This window comes from Citrobacter sp. Cs237 (assembly GCF_030332325.1).
Taxonomy (GTDB): domain Bacteria; phylum Pseudomonadota; class Gammaproteobacteria; order Enterobacterales; family Enterobacteriaceae; genus Citrobacter_A; species Citrobacter_A sedlakii.
The window spans coordinates 111,055-131,064 of record NZ_JAOWIB010000093.1 but is presented as its reverse complement, the minus strand read 5'-3'; the positions used below and the strand labels follow the sequence as shown (position 1 = coordinate 131,064).

Annotated in this window: 25 protein-coding genes; 21 read left to right on the top strand and 4 right to left on the bottom strand. The window is 56.1% G+C overall.

Going from position 1 to position 20,010, the window contains the following annotated elements:
• The first annotated feature begins 2 nt into the window (after positions 1-2).
• The 3 genes from fliS (at position 3) to amyA (ending at position 2,336) form a co-directional block, all read left to right on the top strand.
• On the top strand, positions 3-410 hold the full coding sequence (gene fliS / locus OGY07_RS04985) for a flagellar export chaperone FliS (protein WP_181823006.1): 408 nt from the start codon (positions 3-5) through the stop codon (positions 408-410).
• The gene (gene fliT, locus OGY07_RS04980; RefSeq protein WP_042284024.1) at positions 410-781 is read left to right on the top strand and encodes a flagella biosynthesis regulatory protein FliT; all 372 of its coding nucleotides are present in this window, start codon (positions 410-412) and stop codon (positions 779-781) included. The genes fliS and fliT overlap by 1 nt, the downstream gene beginning before the upstream one ends.
• 67 nt (positions 782-848) lie before the next feature.
• Positions 849-2,336, top strand: a complete 1,488-nt coding sequence (gene amyA / locus OGY07_RS04975) for an alpha-amylase (protein ID WP_199956769.1) — start codon at positions 849-851, stop codon at positions 2,334-2,336.
• A gap of 35 nt (positions 2,337-2,371) precedes the next feature.
• Here amyA and yedD read toward each other — a convergent pair whose 3' ends face one another.
• Positions 2,372-2,785 (bottom strand): lipoprotein YedD, encoded by a 414-nt coding sequence (yedD, locus tag OGY07_RS04970; protein WP_042284030.1) that lies wholly within the window; start codon positions 2,783-2,785, stop codon positions 2,372-2,374.
• 185 nt (positions 2,786-2,970) lie between these two features.
• Here yedD and yedE point away from each other — a divergent pair, with 185 nt between their 5' ends.
• The gene (gene yedE / locus OGY07_RS04965) at positions 2,971-4,176 is read left to right on the top strand and encodes a selenium metabolism membrane protein YedE/FdhT (RefSeq protein WP_286599060.1); all 1,206 of its coding nucleotides are present in this window, start codon (positions 2,971-2,973) and stop codon (positions 4,174-4,176) included.
• Complete coding sequence (gene yedF, locus OGY07_RS04960) at positions 4,173-4,406, top strand: sulfurtransferase-like selenium metabolism protein YedF (protein WP_000790504.1); 234 nt, start codon at positions 4,173-4,175, stop codon at positions 4,404-4,406. Before yedE ends, yedF begins: the two co-directional genes overlap by 4 nt.
• Positions 4,407-4,473: 67 nt before the next feature.
• On the opposite strand, the gene fliE is transcribed toward yedF, so the two are convergent.
• Entirely contained in the window at positions 4,474-4,788 is a 315-nt protein-coding gene (fliE, locus tag OGY07_RS04955; RefSeq protein WP_060571427.1) for a flagellar hook-basal body complex protein FliE, read from the bottom strand.
• Between the two features lie 216 nt (positions 4,789-5,004).
• Here fliE and fliF point away from each other — a divergent pair, with 216 nt between their 5' ends.
• From fliF to rcsA, 14 genes are all read left to right on the top strand, one after another.
• Entirely contained in the window at positions 5,005-6,687 is a 1,683-nt protein-coding gene (gene fliF, locus OGY07_RS04950; protein WP_286599055.1) for a flagellar basal-body MS-ring/collar protein FliF, read from the top strand.
• The gene (gene fliG, locus OGY07_RS04945) at positions 6,680-7,678 is read left to right on the top strand and encodes a flagellar motor switch protein FliG (RefSeq protein WP_042284037.1); all 999 of its coding nucleotides are present in this window, start codon (positions 6,680-6,682) and stop codon (positions 7,676-7,678) included. Before fliF ends, fliG begins: the two co-directional genes overlap by 8 nt.
• Entirely contained in the window at positions 7,671-8,378 is a 708-nt protein-coding gene (fliH, locus tag OGY07_RS04940) for a flagellar assembly protein FliH (RefSeq protein ID WP_286599053.1), read from the top strand. The genes fliG and fliH overlap by 8 nt, the downstream gene beginning before the upstream one ends.
• The gene (fliI, locus tag OGY07_RS04935) at positions 8,378-9,748 is read left to right on the top strand and encodes a flagellar protein export ATPase FliI (protein ID WP_042284039.1); all 1,371 of its coding nucleotides are present in this window, start codon (positions 8,378-8,380) and stop codon (positions 9,746-9,748) included. Before fliH ends, fliI begins: the two co-directional genes overlap by 1 nt.
• A gap of 21 nt (positions 9,749-9,769) precedes the next feature.
• Complete coding sequence (gene fliJ / locus OGY07_RS04930) at positions 9,770-10,213, top strand: flagellar export protein FliJ (RefSeq protein ID WP_042284040.1); 444 nt, start codon at positions 9,770-9,772, stop codon at positions 10,211-10,213.
• The gene (gene fliK / locus OGY07_RS04925; protein WP_286599051.1) at positions 10,210-11,418 is read left to right on the top strand and encodes a flagellar hook length control protein FliK; all 1,209 of its coding nucleotides are present in this window, start codon (positions 10,210-10,212) and stop codon (positions 11,416-11,418) included. Before fliJ ends, fliK begins: the two co-directional genes overlap by 4 nt.
• A gap of 104 nt (positions 11,419-11,522) precedes the next feature.
• Entirely contained in the window at positions 11,523-11,987 is a 465-nt protein-coding gene (gene fliL / locus OGY07_RS04920; RefSeq protein ID WP_042284042.1) for a flagellar basal body-associated protein FliL, read from the top strand.
• A 4-nt stretch (positions 11,988-11,991) separates the two neighbouring features.
• Positions 11,992-12,996 carry a flagellar motor switch protein FliM gene (fliM, locus tag OGY07_RS04915; RefSeq protein WP_042284043.1) on the top strand — a complete coding sequence of 335 codons (1,005 nt, stop codon included), beginning with the start codon at positions 11,992-11,994 and terminating at the stop codon, positions 12,994-12,996.
• Positions 12,993-13,406 (top strand): flagellar motor switch protein FliN, encoded by a 414-nt coding sequence (gene fliN / locus OGY07_RS04910; protein ID WP_042284046.1) that lies wholly within the window; start codon positions 12,993-12,995, stop codon positions 13,404-13,406. The genes fliM and fliN overlap by 4 nt, the downstream gene beginning before the upstream one ends.
• Positions 13,407-13,408: 2 nt before the next feature.
• Positions 13,409-13,783 carry a flagellar biosynthetic protein FliO gene (fliO, locus tag OGY07_RS04905; protein WP_060571434.1) on the top strand — a complete coding sequence of 125 codons (375 nt, stop codon included), beginning with the start codon at positions 13,409-13,411 and terminating at the stop codon, positions 13,781-13,783.
• On the top strand, positions 13,783-14,520 hold the full coding sequence (gene fliP / locus OGY07_RS04900) for a flagellar type III secretion system pore protein FliP (protein ID WP_042284050.1): 738 nt from the start codon (positions 13,783-13,785) through the stop codon (positions 14,518-14,520). Before fliO ends, fliP begins: the two co-directional genes overlap by 1 nt.
• Before the next feature lie 9 nt (positions 14,521-14,529).
• Positions 14,530-14,799, top strand: coding sequence for a flagellar biosynthesis protein FliQ (fliQ, locus tag OGY07_RS04895; RefSeq protein ID WP_042284053.1), 270 nt, complete (start codon positions 14,530-14,532; stop codon positions 14,797-14,799).
• A 5-nt stretch (positions 14,800-14,804) separates the two neighbouring features.
• Positions 14,805-15,599, top strand: a complete 795-nt coding sequence (gene fliR, locus OGY07_RS04890) for a flagellar biosynthetic protein FliR (RefSeq protein WP_286599045.1) — start codon at positions 14,805-14,807, stop codon at positions 15,597-15,599.
• 279 nt (positions 15,600-15,878) lie between these two features.
• Complete coding sequence (gene rcsA, locus OGY07_RS04885; protein WP_042284059.1) at positions 15,879-16,502, top strand: transcriptional regulator RcsA; 624 nt, start codon at positions 15,879-15,881, stop codon at positions 16,500-16,502.
• A gap of 54 nt (positions 16,503-16,556) precedes the next feature.
• Here rcsA and dsrB read toward each other — a convergent pair whose 3' ends face one another.
• Positions 16,557-16,745 (bottom strand): protein DsrB, encoded by a 189-nt coding sequence (gene dsrB / locus OGY07_RS04880; RefSeq protein WP_042284063.1) that lies wholly within the window; start codon positions 16,743-16,745, stop codon positions 16,557-16,559.
• Between the two features lie 130 nt (positions 16,746-16,875).
• Here dsrB and yodD point away from each other — a divergent pair, with 130 nt between their 5' ends.
• The gene (yodD, locus tag OGY07_RS04875) at positions 16,876-17,103 is read left to right on the top strand and encodes a YodD family peroxide/acid resistance protein (RefSeq protein ID WP_042284746.1); all 228 of its coding nucleotides are present in this window, start codon (positions 16,876-16,878) and stop codon (positions 17,101-17,103) included.
• A gap of 292 nt (positions 17,104-17,395) precedes the next feature.
• Entirely contained in the window at positions 17,396-18,211 is an 816-nt protein-coding gene (locus OGY07_RS04870) for a mannosyl-3-phosphoglycerate phosphatase-related protein (protein ID WP_199956765.1), read from the top strand.
• Here the strand turns inward: OGY07_RS04870 and dgcQ are convergent.
• Positions 18,208-19,902, bottom strand: a complete 1,695-nt coding sequence (dgcQ, locus tag OGY07_RS04865; protein WP_286599041.1) for a cellulose biosynthesis regulator diguanylate cyclase DgcQ — start codon at positions 19,900-19,902, stop codon at positions 18,208-18,210. The two genes, OGY07_RS04870 and dgcQ, sit on opposite strands and share 4 nt — an antisense overlap.
• Positions 19,903-20,010: the final 108 nt, after the last annotated feature.

Sequence of the window (20,010 nt, the reverse complement as noted above, 5' to 3'; positions counted from 1 at the left end):
ACATGTATACCGCGAGCGGTACCAAAGCCTACGCGCAAGTTAGCGTGGAAAGCGGCGTAATGAGTGCGAATCCGCACCAGCTGATAGAAATGTTGTTTGATGGGGCTAACAGCGCCCTGGTACGCGCTCGTCTTTTTCTCGAGCAAGGCGACCTTGTCGCCAAAGGCGAAGCGCTCAGCAAAGCCATCAATATCATCGATAACGGGCTGAAGGCTGGTCTGGACCTGGAAAATGGTGGCGACATCGCCGCCAATCTTTCCGATCTCTATGACTATATGATCCGCCGCTTACTGCTCGCTAATCTGCGCAATGACAGTCAGGCCATCGAAGAAGTGGAAGGGTTACTCGGCAACATCGCGGATGCCTGGAAACAGATTTCACCGAAAGCATCATCCCAGGAGTCTCGTTAATGACCTCAGCCGTGGAGTTTATCAACCGTTGGCAGCGCATTGCGCTGCTAAGCCAGTCGCTGCTCGAACTTGCGCAGCGAGGTGAATGGGACCTTTTACTGGAACAGGAAGTCAGCTATCTGCAAAGTATTGAAACGGTCGTTGAAACGCAAACTCCACCGGACATTACGCGCAGTATTCAGGATATTGTTGCCGGATACATTAAACAAACGCTGGATAACGAACAGCACCTCAAGGTATTGCTGCAAAAAAGACTCGATGAGCTGAGCGGCCTGATTGGCCAGAGCACGCGACAGCAGTCCCTCAACAATGCTTACGGTCGCCTTTCCGGCATGCTTCTGGTGCCGGACGCCCCCAGCGCGCCGCAATAATTCCCGCCACGTTTAAAAATATCTTCCATACTCCAGAAGTTGTCTTTTGATTTCTGGAGCACGGAAGATGAAAAATCCTACCCTTTTGCAGTTCTTCCACTGGTATTACCCCGACGGCGGCAAACTCTGGCAGGAAGTCGCAGCGCGCGCGGACGGCCTTAACGATATCGGGATAAACATGGTCTGGCTTCCCCCGGCGTATAAAGGCGCATCGGGCGGCTATTCCGTCGGTTATGACTGTTACGATTTATTTGATCTCGGCGAGTTCGATCAAAAAGGATCGATCGCCACCAAATATGGCGACAAGACGCAGCTGCTGGCGGCCATCGACGCGCTGCAAAAGAACGAAATTGCCGTTCTGCTCGACGTGGTGGTAAACCATAAAATGGGCGCAGACGAAAAAGAGCCGATTCGCGTTCAGCGGGTGAATGAAGACGACCGCACGCAAATAGATGACGAAATCATCGAATGCGAAGGCTGGACCCGCTACACCTTCCCTGCCCGCGCCGGGCAATATTCGCAGTTTATCTGGGACTTTAAATGTTTCAGCGGTATCGACCACATTGAAAACCCCACCGAGGACGGGATTTTCAAAATCGTCAACGACTATACCGGCGACGGCTGGAACGACCAGGTCGATGACGAAATGGGCAATTTTGATTATCTGATGGGCGAAAATATCGACTTCCGCAATCATGCCGTGACCGAGGAGATCAAATATTGGGCGCGCTGGGTGATGGAACAAACCCACTGCGACGGTTTCCGGCTGGACGCGGTAAAACATATTCCGGCCTGGTTTTATAAAGAGTGGATTGAGCACGTACAGGAGGTCGCGCCGAAGCCGCTGTTTATCGTGGCGGAATACTGGTCGCACGACGTTGATACGCTGCAAAACTACATCAATCAGGTTGACGGCAAGACGATGCTGTTTGACGCCCCGCTGCAAATGAAATTTCACGAAGCGTCCCGTCAGGGGAGCGACTATGATATGAGCCAGATCTTTACCGGTACGCTGGTGGAGGCCGATCCTTTTCATGCCGTCACGCTGGTTGCCAACCACGATACCCAGCCGTTGCAGGCCCTGGAAGCCCCGGTCGAGCCGTGGTTTAAACCGCTGGCCTATGCGTTGATCCTGCTGCGGGAAAACGGCGTCCCTTCCGTTTTTTATCCCGATCTCTACGGCGCGCATTACGAAGATACCGGCAACGACGGCGGAACCTACCCCATCGACATGCCGATCATTAATCAGCTCGATCAGCTTATTCTGGCGCGCCAGCGTTTCGCCCACGGCGTGCAGACACTCTACTTCGACCATCCAAACTGTATCGCTTTCAGCCGCAGCGGCACTGAAGAGGATCCCGGCTGTGTGGTGGTGCTGTCGAACGGCGACGACGGCGAAAAAACGCTCACACTGGGTGAAAACTACGGCAACAAAACCTGGCGCGACTTTTTAGGAAATCGTCAGGAAACCGTGACAACCGACGCAAATGGCGTAGCGACCTTTTACTGCAACGGCGGCAGCGTGAGCGTGTGGGTGATAGAAGAAGCGATATAAAAATCCCCCGGCAGGGCGACCTGTCGGGGGAAGGATCAGGGCAGCGGGGTCGGCAGCGGCGATTTTTCCAGCGCGGCGGCGCACTCTGCGGTGGGACGCGTGACGCGCTGCAGGGTCATTCCATCATATTCTAACGTGCTGCCTTCGCGCTCGATCGCGTAAAGATCGCGGTTTACCGTCACGTTGGTTAACTCACCCGATAACATCGTCAGTTTACCCGGTAGCGCAATCACGCGCTGCCATTGACGGCAGTCGAGGGTATCCCCGGCGTGGGTAATCACCAGGCTGCCAATCGCTTCCGGACTCACCAGACTGCGCTGCGGGCCTTTCGTCTGCCAGTACCCTTCAAGTCCGGCCGGCGCGGGCGTTTTCACCACGTTATGGTAATTTTCCACCTCGGCGCATCCCGCTAACATCAATAACGCCCCAATGATTGCTACTTTTTTCATCATTCATCCTGCATGCGAAGAAAAGGGGATTGTGGCATTAAAGCCCTGATGTCGCCAGCCTTTCCCACAGAACGGCGAAGTTTGATCCAGTCGGTATTACCGCTTAATAGTACCAGGCAAAAAAACGGTTGTGGTGTACTATCCGCACTCTTGTTTCATACCTTCTGAGTTCAGAGGCAAAACACATGTCATGGCAACACTTCAAACACGCCTGGTTAATTAAATTCTGGGCGCCCGTTCCCGCGGTCATCGCGGCGGGTATTCTCTCCACTTACTATTTTGGCATCACCGGCACCTTCTGGGCCGTTACTGGCGAATTTACCCGCTGGGGCGGACAAATCCTGCAACTGTTTGGCGTCCATGCCGAAGAATGGGGCTATTACAAGCTGATTCATCTCGACGGTTCGCCGCTGACGCGCATCGACGGAATGATGATCCTCGGCATGTTCGGTGGCTGCTTCGCCGCCGCGCTGTGGGCCAACAACGTTAAGCTGCGTATTCCACGCAGCCGGGTGCGCATCATGCAGGCAATCATTGGCGGGATGATCGCCGGTTTCGGCGCGCGTCTGGCGATGGGCTGTAATCTGGCGGCCTTCTTTACCGGCATCCCGCAGTTCTCTCTTCATGCCTGGTTCTTTGCATTGGCGACCGCCATCGGCTCCTGGTTTGGCGCTCGCTTTACGCTACTGCCAATCTTCCGCATTCCGTTCAAAATGCAAAAAGTCTCCGCCGCCTCGCCGCTGACGCAAAAGCCGGATCAGGCGCGTCGCCGCTTCCGCTTAGGGATGCTGGTGTTTATCGGCATGATTGGCTGGGCGCTGTTAACGGCGATGAACCAACCGAAGCTGGGTCTGGCGATGCTGTTCGGCGTGGGATTTGGGCTGCTGATTGAACGCGCGCAGATTTGCTTTACTTCGGCGTTTCGCGATCTGTGGATCACCGGACGTACCCATATGGCGAAAGCGATCATCTTTGGGATGGCGGTAAGCGCAATCGGGATATTCAGCTACGTGCAGTTGGGCGTGGAAGCGAAGATCATGTGGGCTGGCCCGAACGCCGTGATCGGCGGGCTGCTGTTCGGTTTTGGCATCGTGCTGGCCGGCGGTTGCGAAACCGGCTGGATGTACCGCGCCGTGGAAGGCCAGGTGCACTACTGGTGGGTTGGGCTGGGTAATGTCATTGGCTCTACAATTCTGGCGTACTACTGGGATGACTTCGCCCCGGCGCTGGCAACCAACTGGGACAAAATTAATCTGCTCACAACCTTTGGTCCGCTTGGCGGTCTGTTGGTGACTTATCTGCTGCTGTTTACCGCGCTGATGCTGATTATCGGTTGGGAAAAACGTTTCTTCCGTCGCGCCGGGTTAACCCCCGCTAAGGAAACCGCATGAAAAATATCGTACCTGATTACCGTCTTGATATGGTTGGTGAACCCTGCCCCTACCCTGCCGTCGCCACGCTTGAGGCGATGCCGCAGTTAAAAAAAGGGGAAATTCTGGAAGTGGTGAGCGACTGTCCGCAATCGATCAATAACATCCCGCTGGATGCGCGTAACCATGGCTACACGGTACTGGACATTCAGCAGGACGGTCCCACAATCCGTTATTTAATTCAGAAATAAAACGTTGCCGGATGGCGGCGCAAGCGTCACCGTCCGGCCTGACACCGCTCACCCTCAGGCATCAAACCTACACCTGCATCGACATGACTTCCTGATACGCCGCCACCAGCTTGTTACGCACCTGAATGCCCATCTGCATGGACACGGACGCCTTTTGCATATCGGTCATCACATCGTTCAGCGCGATGCCCGGCTCGCCGAGGGTAAATTTTTCGGCCTGAACGCGTGCGGCGGTTTGTCTGTCGCTGATGCGGTCCAGCGCCGCGTGGAGTTGGCCGGCAAAACTGACGGTCGACTGCGGCGAAGCCTCCTGCGCACGCGCGCCCATCGCGGTCGCCTGCAGTTGGCTGATGACCCCTTCAATCCCCTGTATCGCTGACATGATAATCCTCTGGATGATTTTTTACGCAGCAGAGATTACCAGTTTGTCAATAAGATAAAGGCGTTAAATAACGCTAAAAAACCACGGTTTTTGCCGCATAGAAAAAAACGAAAGCACAAATAATGAGACCGTCAATTTTTCGATTTTGCTGACCCGGGAGTGAGTCTTGTTCCACTTTGCAAATAAAGCCGTCCACGAACAGTCACGAGGTGCGAGATGAACGCGACTGCATCGGCTGCAACCCAACCTAAACCTCTCGAGTGGCTTAATCGCCTGCGCGCGAACCCTAAAATTCCTTTGATTGTCGCTGGCTCCGCCGCCGTCGCGATTATCGTGGCGATGGTACTCTGGGCGAAGTCGCCGGACTATCGCACGTTGTTCAGCAATTTGTCCGATCAGGACGGCGGCGCGATCGTCACCCAGCTAACCCAGATGAATATCCCCTACCGTTTTACGGAAGGCAGCGGCGCGATCGAAGTTCCGGCGGATAAAGTGCATGAATTGCGCCTGCGTCTGGCTCAGCAGGGGCTGCCGAAAGGCGGCGCGGTAGGCTTTGAACTGTTGGATCAGGAAAAATTCGGCATCAGCCAGTTCAGCGAGCAGGTGAACTACCAGCGCGCGCTGGAAGGCGAACTGGCGCGCACCATCGAAACCCTCGGTCCGGTCAAGCGCGCCCGCGTACATCTGGCGATGCCCAAACCGTCGCTGTTCGTGCGTGAACAAAAATCCCCTTCCGCCTCCGTCACGGTGAATCTGGAACCGGGCCGCGCCCTGGACGAAGGGCAAATCAGCGCGGTGGTGCATCTGGTTTCCAGTGCTGTCGCCGGGCTGCCGCCGGGTAACGTGACGCTGGTCGATCAGGGCGGGCATTTGCTTACCCAGTCGAACACCAGCGGACGCGACCTCAACGACGCGCAATTGAAATACGCCAGCGACGTGGAAGGCCGTATTCAGCGCCGCATCGAATCGATCCTCTCGCCAATCGTCGGTAACGGTAATGTCCACGCACAGGTGACCGCGCAACTGGACTTCGCCAATAAAGAACAGACGGAAGAGCAGTACCGTCCGAACGGCGACGCGTCGCAGGCGGTGCTGCGTTCACGTCAGGTGAATGAAAGCGAACAAATCGGTTCCGGTCTGCCAGGCGGCGTACCGGGCGCGCTGTCCAACCAGCCTGCGCCAGCGAACGCCGCGCCAATTACCACACCGCCGGCTAATCAGCAGAATGCGCAAAACGGGCAAAACGCCCAGCAGACAACCACCAATACCAACGCCGGGCCGCGCAGCACCCAGCGTAACGAAACCAGTAACTACGAAGTCGACCGTACCATTCGCCATACCAAAATGAACGTCGGCGACATCCAGCGTCTTTCCGTGGCGGTGGTCGTGAATTACAAAACCCTGCCGGATGGCAAGCCGCTGCCGCTCACCGCTGAACAGATGAAACAGCTGGAAGATCTGACTCGCGAGGCAATGGGCTTCTCGGATAAACGCGGCGACACCCTGAACGTCGTTAACTCACCGTTTACCGCCACCGATGACGACAGCGCCGAGCTGCCGTTCTGGAAACAACAGGCCTTTATCGAACAGTTAATGTCGGCGGGTCGCTGGCTGCTGGTGCTGCTGGTTGCCTGGGTCCTCTGGCGTAAGGCGGTGCGTCCACAGTTGACGCGTCGCGCTGAGGAGGCCAAAGCCGCTCAGGAACGTGAACAACTGCGTCAGGAAACGCAGGAAGCCGTTGAAGTTCGTCTCAGCAAGGATGAACAGACTCAGCAGCGTCGCGCGAACCAGCGTCTGGGCGCAGAAGTGATGAGTCAACGTATTCGCGAAATGTCAGATAACGATCCGCGCGTGGTGGCGCTGGTCATTCGTCAGTGGATGAGTAACGATCATGAGTAATGCCCTTACCGGTACCGATAAAAGCGTCATCCTGCTGATGACCATTGGCGAGGATCGCGCGGCGGAGGTGTTCAAGCACCTCTCCCAACGGGAAGTACAGACCCTGAGCGCGGCGATGGCGAACGTTCGCCAAATCTCTAATCAGCAGCTTACGGAAGTGCTGGCGGAATTTGAGCAGGAGGCCGAGCAGTTTGCGGCGCTCAACATTAACGCCAACGAGTACCTGCGCTCCGTGCTGGTCAAAGCGCTGGGCGAAGAGCGCGCCGCGAGCCTGCTGGAAGATATTCTCGAAACCCGCGATACCGCCAGCGGCATTGAGACGCTCAACTTTATGGAGCCGCAAAGCGCCGCCGATCTTATCCGCGACGAACACCCGCAGATTATCGCCACCATTCTCGTGCACCTCAAACGCGGCCAGGCCGCCGACATTCTGGCGCTGTTCGACGAACGCCTGCGCCACGATGTGATGTTGCGTATCGCCACCTTCGGCGGCGTCCAGCCTGCCGCGCTGGCGGAATTGACCGAAGTGCTCAATGGTCTGCTCGACGGCCAGAACCTCAAACGCAGCAAAATGGGCGGCGTAAGAACGGCGGCGGAAATCATCAACCTGATGAAAACGCAGCAGGAAGAGGCTGTCATTACCGCCGTGCGTGAATTCGACGGCGAGCTGGCGCAAAAAATTATCGACGAGATGTTCCTGTTCGAAAACCTGGTGGATGTGGACGACCGCAGCATTCAGCGCCTGCTGCAGGAAGTGGATTCCGAGTCGCTGCTGATCGCCCTGAAAGGCGCGGAGCAGCCGCTGCGCGAGAAGTTCCTGCGCAACATGTCCCAGCGCGCCGCCGATATCCTGCGCGACGACCTGGCCAACCGTGGTCCGGTGCGTCTGTCGCAGGTGGAGAACGAACAGAAAGCGATTCTGCTTATTGTGCGTCGTCTGGCGGAAACCGGCGAAATGGTGATCGGCAGCGGCGAGGATACCTATGTCTGATGCGCTGCCGTGGAAAGTCTGGACGCCAGACGACCTCGCCCCGCCGCTGGCGGAGCTTACGCCCGTGGATCACTGCGAAGCACTGCCGTCTGAAGACGGCGGCGAACCGGAACTGAGCGCGGAACAACAGCTTGAACAGCAGCTGGCGCAACTGAAGATCCAGGCGCACGAACAGGGGTATAACGCCGGCCTTGCGGAAGGCCGCAAAGCGGGTCATGAGCAGGGCTACCAGGAGGGTCTGGCGCAAGGTCTGGAACAGGGCCAGGCGCAGGCACGCAGTCAGCAGGCGCCCCTTCACGCGCGGATGCAACAACTGGTCAATGAGTTTCAGAATACGCTGGATGCGCTGGACAGCGTCATTGCGTCACGTCTGATGCAGATGGCGCTGGAAGCCGCCCGCCAGGTGATCGGACAGACGCCAGCCGTAGACAACTCGGCGTTGATTAAACAAATTCAACACCTGTTGCAGCAGGAACCGTTGTTCAGCGGCAAACCGCAGCTTCGCGTGCATCCGGATGATTTACAGCGCGTGGAAGAGATGCTCGGCGCAACCCTCAGCCTCCACGGCTGGCGACTGCGCGGCGATCCGACGCTGCATCATGGCGGCTGCAAGGTTTCTGCGGATGAAGGCGATCTGGACGCCAGCGTCGCCACCCGCTGGCAGGAACTTTGCCGCCTGGCTGCGCCGGGAGTTGTCTGATGACGACCCGTCTCACCCGCTGGCTGACGACGCTGGATAATTTCGAAGCCAAAATGGCGCAGCTTCCGGCAGTGCGCCGTTATGGCCGGCTGACGCGCGCCACCGGACTGGTGCTGGAGGCGACCGGTCTGCAGCTTCCGCTGGGCGCCACCTGCGTTATTGAACGTCAGGAAGGGACCGAAACCCATGAAGTGGAAAGTGAAGTCGTCGGCTTTAACGGCCAGCGCCTGTTTCTGATGCCGCTTGAAGAGGTCGAAGGCATTTTGCCCGGCGCGCGCGTTTACGCCAGGAACATCGCCGGAGAGGGACTGCAGAGCGGCAAACAGTTACCGCTTGGTCCGGCGCTGCTGGGTCGCGTGCTGGACGGCAGCGGTAAGCCGCTCGATGGTCTGCCCTCCCCCGACACCACCGAAACCGGCGCGCTGATCACCGCGCCGTTTAACCCGCTACAGCGCACGCCGATTGAGCATGTTCTGGATACCGGCGTGCGTCCTATCAACGCGCTGTTAACCGTCGGACGCGGCCAGCGTATGGGCCTGTTTGCCGGTTCCGGCGTCGGTAAAAGCGTGCTGCTCGGCATGATGGCGCGCTATACCCGCGCCGATGTGATCGTGGTCGGGCTGATCGGCGAACGAGGCCGCGAAGTAAAAGATTTTATCGAAAACATTCTTGGCGCAGACGGACGCGCGCGTTCGGTGGTCATTGCCGCGCCGGCGGACGTGTCGCCGCTACTGCGGATGCAGGGCGCCGCCTATGCCACCCGGATCGCAGAGGACTTTCGCGACCGGGGTCAGCATGTTCTGCTGATCATGGACTCCCTGACCCGTTATGCGATGGCGCAGCGTGAAATCGCGCTGGCAATAGGCGAACCGCCCGCGACCAAAGGCTATCCGCCATCGGTATTCGCCAAGCTGCCTGCGCTGGTGGAACGCGCGGGCAATGGTATCCACGGCGGCGGTTCGATCACTGCGTTTTATACGGTACTGACCGAAGGCGACGACCAGCAGGATCCGATTGCCGACTCGGCGCGTGCAATCCTTGACGGACACATTGTGCTGTCGCGGCGGCTGGCGGAAGCCGGACACTACCCTGCTATCGATATCGAAGCCTCCATCAGCCGCGCCATGACGGCGCTGATTAGCGAGCAGCATTACGCCAAAGTACGCCAGTTTAAGCAGTTATTGTCGAGCTTCCAGCGTAACCGCGATCTCGTTAGCGTCGGGGCTTACGCTAAGGGCAGCGACCCGATGCTCGACAAAGCGATCGCACTCTGGCCACAGCTGGAGGCGTTTCTTCAGCAAGGTATTTTTGAACGGGCCGACTGGGAGGATTCCCTGCAGGCGCTGGATCTACTTTTCCCGGCGGGATGATAACGCAGGAGGAGATGCGTCATGGCAGAACACGGTGCACTGGCAACACTCAAAGATCTCGCTGAAAAAGAGGTCGATGACGCTGCCCAACTGTTAGGGGAAATGCGTCGCGGATTTCAGCAGGCGGAAGAACAACTCAAGATGCTGATTGACTACCAAAATGAGTATCGCAGCAACCTGAATAACGACATGAGCCAGGGGATCGCCAGTAATCGCTGGATCAACTACCAGCAGTTTATTCAGACGCTGGAAAAAGCCGTTGAACAGCACCGTCAGCAGTTAACGCAATGGACGCAAAAGGTCGACGTGGCGCTGAACAACTGGCGAGAAAAAAAGCAACGCCTGCAGGCCTGGCAGACGTTGCAGGACAGACAAAACGCGGCGGCGCTATTGGCTGAAAACCGCCTGGATCAGAAAAAAATGGATGAATTTGCTCAGCGTGCAGCAATGAGGAAACCCGAATGATCACCTTGCCCCAACTGGTCACCACCGACACCGATCTGACCACCGGCTTGCCGTCCGGGAAAGCGGCGGATTCTGCGCAGGATTTCCTGGCTCTGCTGGCGGGCGCGCTTGGCGCTGGCGACACGCAGGGTCAGGGCGCGCTGCTTACGCTTGCCGACCTGCGGGCTGCGGGCGGCAAACTGCAGAAAGCGCTGCTGGCGCAGGACGGCGACGCGTTGCCGAGCGATAAGTTGACGGCGCTCCTCGCCGCCAAAGATGCGCAAACCGATGAGTCGCTCAAAGGGCTAAACGACGCCGGAGCGCTGTTTTCGGCCCTGTCGCCGTCGCAGAAAACCAGCGCGCTGGCCGTCCTGAGTCAGGCAGAACAAAAAGGTGAGAAGAAAAGCGCACTCAGCGACGACGATCTCGCCAGCCTGAGCGCGCTGTTCGCGATGCTGCCCGGCCAGCCCGGATTCACCACCGCCCCGACAGATGCGCAGCTCAGCGCACCAGGGACATCCCTGCGGGTAGATCCCCGTTCTCTGTCGCAAGAGCGCGCCACTCCTTTCGATGGCGATACGCTAAAAGACGCTAAAAAAGAGGCTGCAATACCGGGCATAGCGGCGGATAACGCCAAAAGCCAGGCGGTTGCCGCGCCAGTCGTAACGGGTGGCGCAACGGCTCATGTTGACGCAGAGAGCACGCCGACGCCCGTCGCGCCGGGTCTGGCAATGAGCGCCAACGCGCCATCCACTCCGCAAGCAGCGCAGCCTGGCAGCCCCGCGCCAGTGCTGAGCGCCCCGCTCGGCAGCCATGAATGGCAGCAATCGCTGAGCCAGCACATCACGCTGTTCACCCGCCAGGGTCAGCAGAGCGCGGAGTTACGTTTGCATCCTGAAGATCTGGGTCAGGTGCAGATCTCGCTTAAGCTGGATGATAACCACGCGCAGTTGCAGATGGTTTCCGCGCACAGCCACGTTCGCGCCGCGCTGGAAGCCGCCCTGCCGGTTCTGCGCACCCAGCTGGCGGAAAGCGGGATCCAACTGGGCCAAAGCAACATCAGCAGCGAAAGCTTCGCCGGTCAGCAGCACTCTTCCTCGCAGCAGCATGCATCTCGTACACCGGGACAGGCGCTGGCGCTGGGCGATGATGAGAGCGAACTGGCGGTTCCGGCCTCGCTGCAGTCTGCCGCGCGCGGTAATGGCGCCGTCGATATCTTCGCCTAACGCCAGAGGTAGCACGATTATCCGCGTCTTTTCCACGCTTTGCCGTGGTCAGGACACGGGATAATCAGCCCATAAGCTGTACCGAAACAGGAAGCCCGTATCAGATGACTGATTCCGCACTTAACAAAAAGAGCAAGCGCTCAATTTGGATCCCACTGCTGGTAATCATTACCCTCGCCGCCTGCGCCACTGCGGGTTATAGCTATTGGCGTATGCAGCAGAAGCCGACAACCGCGGCGAACGAACCGCCGCCTCCGCCTGCGCCGGTCTTTTTTGCCCTCGACACCTTTACGGTGAATCTCGGTGATGCCGATCGCGTGTTGTATATCGGCGTGACGCTGCGTCTGAAAGATGAGGCGACGCGCGCGCGTCTTAACGAATATTTACCGGAAGTCCGTAGCCGCCTGCTGCTGCTGTTCTCACGTCAGGATGCCGCAGTGCTGTCTACCGAAGACGGTAAACAAAAGCTGATCGCGGCGATTAAAGAGACGCTTTCCCCTCCGCTTGTTGCCGGACAACCTAAACAGGACGTGACCGACGTGCTGTACACAGCTTTCATTCTGCGGTAACGACATGGGCGACAGTATTCTCTCTCAGGCTGAAATCGATGCGCTGCTCAACGGCGACAGCGAAACGAAAGACGAACCGAAAGCGGGGATCGCGGGTGAAAGCGATATCCGTCCCTACGATCCGAATACCCAGCGTCGCGTGGTACGCGAGCGTCTTCAGGCGCTGGAGATCATCAACGAGCGTTTCGCACGCCAGTTCCGGATGGGGCTGTTTAACCTGCTGCGACGTAGCCCCGATATTACCGTCGGGGCGATCCGCATTCAGCCGTACCATGAATTTGCGCGCAACCTGCCGGTGCCCACCAACCTCAACCTGATCCACCTGAAGCCGCTGCGTGGAACGGGCCTGGTGGTTTTTTCGCCGAGTCTGGTGTTTATCGCCGTCGATAACCTGTTCGGCGGCGACGGTCGTTTCCCGACCAAAGTGGAAGGCCGTGAGTTCACGCATACCGAGCAGCGGGTGATCAACCGCATGCTGAAGCTGGCGCTTGAAGGCTACAGCGACGCGTGGAAAGCGATTAATCCGCTGGAAGTCGAGTATGTGCGTTCCGAGATGCAGGTGAAGTTTACCAATATCACCACCTCACCGAACGATATCGTGGTGAACACGCCGTTCCACGTCGAAATTGGCAACCTGACCGGCGAATTCAACATCTGCCTGCCGTTCAGCATGATCGAACCGCTGCGCGAACTGTTGGTCAACCCGCCGCTGGAAAACTCCCGCCATGAGGATCAGAACTGGCGCGACAATCTGGTGCGTCAGGTTCAGCATTCCGAGCTGGAGCTGGTAGCGAATTTCGCCGACATTCCGCTGCGTCTTTCGCAGATTTTAAAACTGCAACCCGGCGATGTGCTGCCGATTGAAAAACCAGACCGCATTATTGCTCATGTGGACGGTGTGCCTGTCCTGACCAGCCAGTATGGCACTGTTAACGGTCAGTACGCGTTACGCGTAGAACATCTGATTAACCCGATTTTGAATTCGCTGAATGAGGAACAGCCCAAATGAGTGACATGAATAATCCGTCTGATGAGAACACTGGCGCATTGGACGATCTGTGGGCTGACGCGTTAAACGAGCAAAAAACGACGACGGCGAAAAGCCCGGCGGACGCGGTGTTCCAGCAGCTAGGCGGTGGCGACGTCAGCGGCACGCTGCAGGATATCGATCTGATTATGGATATCCCGGTTAAACTGACCGTGGAATTAGGCCGCACACGTATGACCATCAAAGAACTGTTGCGCCTGACGCAAGGTTCCGTGGTCGCGCTGGACGGTCTGGCAGGCGAGCCGCTGGACATTCTGATCAACGGTTATCTGATCGCCCAGGGCGAAGTTGTGGTCGTTGCCGACAAGTACGGCGTGCGCATTACCGACATCATTACGCCGTCTGAACGTATGCGTCGCCTGAGCCGCTAAACATGCAAACCCAGGCTTCCGTTCAACAGCCCTCCGCGGTTCCCGGCTCCCCTTTGCTTCAGGTCAGCGGCGCGTTGCTGGGAATTATTGTGCTGATTCTGGCGGCCGCCTGGGTCATTAAACGTCTGGGCCTTGCGCCCAAAAGCGGCAACACGCGCGGGCTGAAAGTGTCGGCCAGCACCTCACTGGGTCCCCGTGAGCGGGTGGTGATTGTCGACGTAGAGGACGCGCGTCTGGTGCTTGGCGTCACCGCATCACAAATCAACGTGCTGCACACCCTGCCGCCGTCCCCCGTCGTGCCTGAAGAGACCTCTTCCACGCCTGAAAACTTTCACAGCCTGATGGCGAATTTGTTAAAGCGTTCCGGGAGATCCTGATGCGCCGTTTGTTGTCCCTTACGCTTGCCGGTTTATGGCTTTTCAGCCCAGCCGCGCTGGCGCAACTGCCCGGTCTGGTCACTCAGCCGTTGCCCGGCGGCGGCCAGAGCTGGTCGCTTTCCGTTCAGACGCTGGTGTTTATCACCTCACTGACCTTTATTCCGGCGATTTTGCTGATGATGACCAGCTTTACCCGCATCATCATCGTTTTCGGCCTGCTGCGTAACGCGCTCGGCACGCCGTCTGCCCCACCCAACCAGGTTCTGCTCGGGCTGGCGCTGTTTCTGACCTTTTTCATCATGTCGCCAGTGATCGATAAAATCTACGTTGACGCCTATCAGCCGTTCAGCGAAGAAAAAATATCCATGCAGGAAGCGCTGGAAAAAGGGGCGCAGCCGTTGCGCGAGTTTATGATGCGCCAGACCCGCGAAGCCGATCTCGCCCTGTTTGCGCGTCTGGCGAACAGCGGGCCGCTACAGGGACCGGAAGCGGTTCCGATGCGTATTCTGCTGCCCGCTTATGTCACCAGCGAGCTGAAAACCGCTTTTCAGATCGGCTTTACCATTTTCATCCCATTTTTGATCATCGATCTGGTTATCGCCAGCGTGCTGATGGCGCTCGGGATGATGATGGTTCCGCCTGCCACTATCGCCCTGCCGTTTAAACTCATGTTGTTTGTGCTGGTCGACGGCTGGCAACTGCTGGTCGGCTCGCTTGCGCAAAGCTTTTACAGTTAGAGGCCAGAAATGACACCTGAATCGGTCATGATGATTGGCACCGAGGCGATGAAGGTTGCCCTGGCGCTTGCTGCCCCGCTGTTGCTGGTCGCGCTGGTGACGGGTCTGATCATCAGCATATTGCAGGCCGCCACGCAGATTAACGAAATGACGCTGTCGTTTATCCCGAAAATTGTGGCTGTGTTTGCCGCCATCATTATCGCTGGCCCCTGGATGCTGAATCTGCTGCTGGATTACGTGCGTACGCTGTTCACTAACCTGCCATATATCATCGGATAACAGGGATGCTGCAGGTAACCAGCGATCAATGGCTTCAGTGGCTTAACTTGTATTTTTGGCCGCTGCTGCGCGTGCTGGCGCTGATCTCTACCGCCCCCATACTCAGCGAACGCGCGATCCCAAAACGGATTAAGCTGGGACTGGGGCTCCTCATTACCGTGGTGATCGCGCCGTCGCTTCCAACGCATAACGTGCCGATTTTTTCGTTTGACGCCTTATGGATAGCGATGCAACAAATTCTGATCGGCATCGCGCTGGGCTTTACCATGCAGTTTGCCTTCGCGGCGGTGCGGACTGCCGGGGAGATCATTGGTCTGCAAATGGGTTTGTCCTTCGCCACCTTTGTCGATCCAGGCAGTCATCTCAACATGCCGGTGCTGGCCCGCATCATTGATATGCTGGCGATGCTGCTGTTTTTAACGTTTAACGGTCATCTGTGGCTGATTTCACTGCTGGTCGATACGTTCCATACCCTGCCCATCGGCGACAATCCGGTTAACAGCAATGCGTTTCTGGCGCTTGCCAGAGCGGGCGGTTTGATCTTTCTGAACGGCTTAATGCTGGCGCTGCCGGTGATCACGATGTTATTAACGCTGAACCTGGCGCTAGGATTATTGAATCGAATGGCGCCTCAGCTATCAGTATTTGTTATTGGTTTCCCGTTAACGTTGACGGTCGGTATGACATTAATTGCGGCCTTAATGCCGCTTATCGCCCCTTTTTGCGAACATTTATTTAGTGAAATTTTCAATTTATTAGCTGATATCGTTAGTGAATTACCCGCAAATAATATTCCATAATGTTTATCCAGTTATTCTAAGGATTATCCTAAATTGACCCATCAAAAACATCTACCAGGATAACTCTGACGCGCGTTATTTGTTTTTATCTCACTCACATAACGCAACATTTACTTTACTTTAAGACAATTCCAGGCAAATTATACGTAATTTTACGGGATAGTAAGTCCGCCTGGAAATCGCATTAGCGTCTCGTTGGGTGAAAGTTACGTTCCGTTAAGTTGTGATGAGATATTCGGGTAAGGGGAATTATCGTTACGCATTGAGTGAGGGTATGCCATGTCAACGATTATTATGGATTTATGCAGTTACACCCGGCTGGGTTTGACCGGGTATCTTGTAAGCAGAGGGGTGAAAAAAAGGGAAATCAACGACATCGAGACCGTTGACGAACTCGACATCGCGTGTGAGACCCACCGACCTTCTGTGGTGTTTATTAATGAGGACTGTTTCATCCACGATCCTGACGACAGTCAACATATAAAGCAAATCATTAATCAGCATCCCAATACGTTATTTATTGTTTTCATGGCCATTGCTAATGTCCATTTTGATGAATATTTATTAGTCAGAAAAAACTTATTGATCAGTTCTAAATCTATAAAACCCCAATCACTGGACGATCTTCTTGGCGATATTCTGAAAAAAGAGACCGACACTGCCAGCGTAATAAATTTACCAACGTTATCGTTAAGTCGAACGGAATCAAGCATGTTACGCATGTGGATGGAAGGACAAGGAACGATTCAAATTTCGGATCGGATGAACATCAAAGCGAAAACCGTCTCCTCCCATAAGGGGAATATAAAACGAAAGATAAAAACGCATAACAAACAAGTTATCTATCATGTTGTTCGCCTGACCGATAACGTGACCAACGGCATATTTGTTAACATGCGCTAAGACCTCCCGACTGGTGGGGCATCCACCAGCCGGGATAACAACCCCGTTGCCGCCCTATTCCGCCTTTTCCACAAAAATGCCGTCCTGGTGCCCCGACTCATTGAAGAACCAGATGCCGAGCGGGTAGTCTTCCAGCGATACCAGGTACATTGTGCCTTCGTTAAACTCCTCTACCGCCAGTACCACGCCAGGACGACGAGGACCGCCATCCGTCTTGACTGTAACCCGATCATTTACGTTCATTTTTCTCCTCCTGTGGCTTTGTGCCAGTGTAGAACAAAAATCCATTCCTGGCAGCGTTCACCCGGCGCGATTGCGGCTTTTCTCAACGGTCTATACTTAGGCTGAAGCACGCTAACGGGAGAGGTTAATGATGAAGACCGCAAAAGACTACAGCGATACCGCGAAACGCGAAGTCAGCGTCGATGTCGACGCGCTGCTGGCCGCAATCAATGAAATCAGTGAGAGCGAAATTCATCGCAGTGGAAGCGATCCGGAAAAGGTCAGCGTTGATGGGCGTGAATACCATACATGGCATGAATTAGCGGAAGCCTTTGAGCTGGATATACACGATTTCAGCGTGACGGAAATCAACCGCTAACCCGCAGAGGAAAAAAATCCCGACCCAGTTGGGTCGGGATGAAACTTGCTTATGCAAGAAGCACTTGAAAATTCGTTACACCAGGAAATCTGATGTGCGTTAAACCTTATCTGCAATTTTTTTGTATGACAAGCAAATATTTTTGCGATGAATGATTAATCCTACTAATGGTTAAGGTGAACACGGCTGCAGGCCTCATGGCGACGGGACCGATCCCGTCTTCAGCGTGGACTACGCCTCCTGGCTTTAGGATTTTTCCTGGTAATAGCTTTTTACAACACGGGAAATCATTATGCTTTCACTGAACGATCCGGTGCTGGTTTTTACCGATCTGGATGGCACGTTACTGGACAATCAAACCTATGACTGGCAACCTGCCGCTGGCTGGCTCGCCCGTCTGCGTGAGCACGAGATTCCCGTCATTCTATGCAGCAGCAAAACCGCCGCAGAAATGCTTTACATCCAGAAATCACTCAATCTGCACGGCCTTCCGCTGATTGCCGAAAACGGCGCCGTCATTGAATATGACAGTCGCTGGCAAACTGAATCTGACTCTCCGCGTCTGATGAGCGGCGTGCCGCACGATGAAGTTAGCGCGGTGCTCAATAAGCTTCGCGAAAAAGGACAGTATAAATTCACAACCTTCGACGATGTCGATGAGGCGACCATTAGCGAATGGACAGGCCTGCCTCACGCCCAGGCCAGCTTAAGCCGCCTGCATGAAGCCTCTGTCACCCTGATCTGGCGTGACAGCGATGCGCGCATGGCGGCGTTCAGCCAACAGCTAAACGCGTTGGGGTTGCAGTTTGTTCACGGCGCACGCTTCTGGCACGTACTTGACGCCAGCGCGGGAAAAGATCAGGCGGCAAACGGGTTAATCGCACGTTATCAGCGCCAGTGGGGGCAACGCCCTGTTACTGTCGGCCTGGGTGATGGCCCAAACGATGCGCCACTGCTTAAGGTCATGAATTACGCCGTGGTGGTGAAAGGACTGAGCCGCGAAGGGGTGGTGTTACCCGATCAGGCTTCGCCCTACGTCTACCGCACCCGTTCAGAAGGTCCGGCAGGCTGGAGTGAAGGCATGTCGCATCTGTTTACCCCTGACTAGCCCCTCTCGCTCGCACAAACCCGGTTGCGGCCAGCCTGTTTCGCCAGGTATAACCTGCGATCGGCCAGCGACTGCAGCTGTTCAAAATCGTATTCATGGGTTTCCTGCGTGCCACTCACCCCCAGCGAGGCGCTGATCCGCAGCGTGGTGCTTTTCGCTATCAGTAGCTCTTTTTCATTCAGGCGCAGGCGGATCCGCTCTGCGATATGTTCCGCCTGCGCCAGCGTCGTGTCCGGGAGTACCACACAGAACTCCTCTCCCCCGACGCGCCCGGCGACGTCGTTCGCCCGCAGAGTGCCGCTGATTAAGCTCGCGGCGTGAGCCAACACCCGATCGCCCGCCTGGTGGCCAAAGCGGTCGTTAATGCTTTTAAAGTGATCAAGATCGATTTGAATCACCGACAGCGACTGCTTTTGCGCCCGGCAGCGCTGTACCAGTTGGCGGGCTTTTTCAAACAATGCGCCACGGTTGTACAAACGGGTTAGCGTGTCGTGCCAGGCCTGCCACTGTAGCGAGCTTTGCAACACAAACATGTTGCTCACCATGTGGCGGATGACAATCCACGAGATGATTAACATACTGGTAAACAGCGCCCACAGCAGGGCCAGCGCAATACTGATACTGCCGAAGTCTCCCTGCACCCCTTCACTGAGCGTATGAACGCGGACCAGCACGCCGTCAAAGTGGTCCAGCCGCTGCCAGCTGATGTAGCGGCTTCCCATTCGTAAGCCGCCTTCGGTGTCCTGTTCAATCTCGTGGGCAAGCGTCGCCTGCTCACGCGCGTCAAAAGTGTTGATGTTGCGCAATGCCGGCGTCGATGCCGCCAGCATCTTCAATTTACTGTCATACAGCTGGTATTCCCCTTCCACATCCTTGTCGATGGCGTCTTCCATAAACCGTTCCACCGAGGAGACGGGGATCGTCATCGCCAGCACGCCATACCAGTACTGACCGTTATCCAGCGGAACGCTGACGGTGACCCGTTGCAGCTCATCGCGCAACTGCGCGGTCTGGCCGGTGTACCAGCGTACCCCGCGCATCCGGTTCTGCCGCTGCGACTGCTCTTTAAACCACGGCTGGATGACATAATCATAATAGCGGGCGGTAATTTCGCTGGAGAGGGCGGAGGGTTGGGTGGAAACATAAAACCCGGCGCGGGATACGTACATCGCCTGCTGCGTCAGTGAAGAACGGGTCTGGGCTAAACGCAACAAATACCCCACCTCCAGCGCGGCGGTCAGCTCATTATCCAGCGAGTCGCTGTCACGGGAAAGGATGTGGGTTTGGTTAACAAAAGAGTCAGACACGCCGTTCAGCGGCAAGGTTCGACGCTTATCCAGTTCAAGCTGCCAGAATCGCGAATCCCTTTGCTGTTCGAAACGGGAGACGGCGTCCCGGAGCGCGGGAAAGTCAAGCGGCATTGCCAGCGCTTCCTGCATACCGTTACGCAGAAAAAGCAGTTTATCGACGTTATACTGCAGTTGCTTATCCAGCCCGTTGGCGACATTCTCCAGGTGATTGCGCTGGCTGGAAATATAGGCTTCTTCCAGTACGATCACTTCCCGCCAGGTCAGCAGAGTGGAAAAAATCATCACGATCAGAAAACAGAGGTTGACGACGTGACCGGGCCCGAATCGCCGCGCTAACATTTTCAGCCAGCCCCAGTTTTCGATCGTTGTTTCGTGCGGCACGCTGACCACTCCCTACTCGCAATTGCTTTCCTAATTCTGGCATAATTCAGTACGTTACGTATCGCTGACGCGATGCTTTTTTTTCTGCCTAATAAAACGCCCGGCATT